At 63.9% G+C, this 2608-nt stretch carries 2 protein-coding genes and 1 pseudogene; all 3 read right to left on the bottom strand.

The window, feature by feature from the left end; translation table 11 throughout:
- Positions 1 to 378 (bottom strand): annotated as a pseudogene (locus tag WCB02_RS10580) (3-alpha,7-alpha,12-alpha-trihydroxy-5-beta-cholest-24-enoyl-CoA hydratase); the annotation flags it as partial.
- Between the two features lie 27 nt (positions 379 to 405).
- Complete coding sequence (locus WCB02_RS10575; RefSeq protein WP_423958060.1) at positions 406 to 795, bottom strand: Zn-ribbon domain-containing OB-fold protein; 390 nt, start codon at positions 793 to 795, stop codon at positions 406 to 408.
- On the bottom strand, positions 795 to 1943 hold the full coding sequence (locus tag WCB02_RS10570; RefSeq protein ID WP_423958059.1) for a thiolase domain-containing protein: 1149 nt from the start codon (positions 1941 to 1943) through the stop codon (positions 795 to 797). The genes WCB02_RS10575 and WCB02_RS10570 overlap by 1 nt, the downstream gene beginning before the upstream one ends.
- Positions 1944 to 2608: the final 665 nt, after the last annotated feature.

The raw sequence follows: 2608 nt of genomic DNA, 5'->3' as shown, positions 1-2608 counted from the left end.
GGTCTGGTGCCGGATCACCGCGCCCTTGTCCTTGCCCTTGTCGTAGACTGCGAGCACGGATGAATCGGCGGTGATGTGGGCCGAAGTCGGAAACGGCTTGTGGAAGGTGATGTCGCGTTCGCCGTCGACCACCATGACGCGGTTGAGATTCATCTCGCCGGGACCGGCGCCCCAGGCCGCGACGGAGGCAAAGGTCGGCACCACCTTGAGCGGACGCGGCGTGGCGCAGGCCTCGTTGACGAAAGAGAGTTCCTTCTCGTCCATGGGATCTGAGCCCATGCCGATGCCGCAGGCGTAGAGCATCACCTCGCGATCGGAATAGGCATATCTCTGGCCGAGGTTTTCCAGCGCCATCAGCTCCTGGTATTTGATCGGCATTGCGACGTTCTCCTGAACTTCCTGGCTTCAGGCCGGCGTGAAGAACGGCAGCGGCGCGCCCTCGGTCGGCTTGAATACCACCTTCACGGTCTGCCCGATCTTCAGGGTCTCCAGATCGCAATCGACGATGTTGGTCTGCAGCGAAGGACCCTCCTTCAGCGTGACATAGGCGATCGCGTAGGGCCCGGTCGGCGATTTGCGCATCAGGCTGAAACTGTAGATCGTGGCCTCGCCCGAACTCTGCTCCCACGCGGTCTGGTCGGAAAAGCAGAACGGGCAGATCGAGCGCGGAAAATAATGCGGCTCGCCGCAGGCGGTGCAGCGCTTGATCATGAGCTTGCCCTGTTTGGCAGCCTCCCAGAACGCGGCGGTTTCGGGGTTGGTGACCGGGGCCGGATATGTCTTCGCTTCTGCCATCACACACGCTCCAGAATGCAGGTCGAGGCGGCATGGCGAACGCCGAGCAAGCCGCCGGTGCCGTGGGCGATCGCCAGGTCGCAGTTCTTCACCTGCACCTTCGGATGCGCCTCGCCGCGCAACTGCCTGACCGCCTCGATGATCTTGGTCATGCCGCCCCGATTGACCGGATGGTTGCTGCAGAGCCCGCCGCCATCGGTGTTGAACGGCAACTTGCCGACCCCGGAAATCAAGTTGCCGTCGGCGACGAACTTGCCGCCCTCGCCTTTCCTGCAGAAGCCGAGGTCCTCGAGCTGCATTAGCACCGTGATGGTGAAGCTGTCATAGATCGAGGCGTATTTGATGTCTTGCGGCGTCACGCCGGCCTCCTCGAAGGCGCGCGGACCGGACCAGATGCCGGCGGAATAGGTCAGATCGAGATCCTTGCCGCCGCGCGGCCCCTTCATCGCCTCGCCATGCCCGATCAGCCTGACCAGCGGCTTCTTCAGGCTCTTGGCGATCTCCGGCGTCGTCACGATCAGCCCGCCGCCGCCATCGGTGACGACGCAGCAATCCAGGCGGTGCAACGGATCGGAGATCATCGGCGAGTTGAGCACGTCCTCGACCGTGACCACCTCCTTCAGCATCGCATGCGGATTGTATTGGGCGTGATGCGAGGCCGCGACCTTGATCCAGGCCAGCTGCTCGCTGGTGGTGCCGTAGTCGTGCATATGGCGCATGGCACACATGCCATAGGCATTGTGCGTGGTGGCGCCATAGGCCGCCTCGAAATCGATCTCAGCGCCGGCCGGGCGCGGTGGCATCGGTCCGGTGCGCGGCTTGCCGGCCAGCGTGATCAGCGCGATCGAGCATTTGCCGGCCGCGATCGCTTCCGCGGCGTGGCCGAGATGGATCAGATAGGAGCAGCCGCCGGTATCGGTGGAGTCCATATGGCGGACCTTGAGCCCGAGATAATCCACCATCGACCAGAGCCCGCCCGGCGCGTCGCCGGCGCAGAAATAGCCGTCGATATCGGCCTTGGTCAGGCCGGCATCCTCGATCGCGCCCTTGGCGATCTCGGCATGGAGCTGCGCGGTGGACTTGTCGGGTGCGTGCCGGGTCGGATGCTCGTAGATGCCGGCAATGGTGGCTTTGCCCTTGATCGTCAAACTCGCTCTCCGCTGGCGTTTTTGCCCCCGGCAGATTTCTTGACCTGTCGGCACCGCCTTGGCAAGCGGCGAAATATTCCGCGCAGCGAGAGGAAGAGCGTTGTCGTCGTCAGCGTGACCGTGGCGCGCGACCCGCCCACGATTGACGACCGTCATACCCGGCGCATGCGGGGTAGCCAGTACGCCCTGGCCTATCGATTCAAGCACTGACGTCTCTGGGATACAGGGTCGCCCGCGGGCGCGGCCGATGACGGCTGAATTGGGGCGCACTCAAACGCAGATCCGCCTTCTCGCGGCGCGGCGCGCCCGAGGCTCGGAAAAAATCCTTCCACCCCGGAGGGTGTGGGGGATGCCGGGCGCCCGATGCACCCGCAGCCTCGTGTGCGTAGTGGTAGATAGAAGTATGCACACGAGTATTCACAGCGGTCGCACCGGAATCACCCGGCATCCCCGCACGCAGTGGTTTACGGCTTATACGCGCTCTCCTCGGTGACCATGCTTTTTTGCCACCGTCGCCTAACGGAATTGCTTCCGCCGGCTTGACGCCTGTGCCTTGGAGCGTCGGGACCACACGATTTCGCCGTCCGCTGCAGCATCGTTCGTCCGCGTGATGGTGACCACTCACGGGTGCTTGGACCCGCTCTGCAATCCCATCACGCCCGACG

It is taken from the genome of Bradyrhizobium sp. (assembly GCF_049581145.1).
In the GTDB taxonomy this organism is placed as follows: Bacteria; Pseudomonadota; Alphaproteobacteria; order Rhizobiales; family Xanthobacteraceae; genus Bradyrhizobium.
The sequence above is the reverse complement of the archived record's forward strand: the minus strand, read 5'-3'. Positions and strand labels throughout refer to the sequence as shown.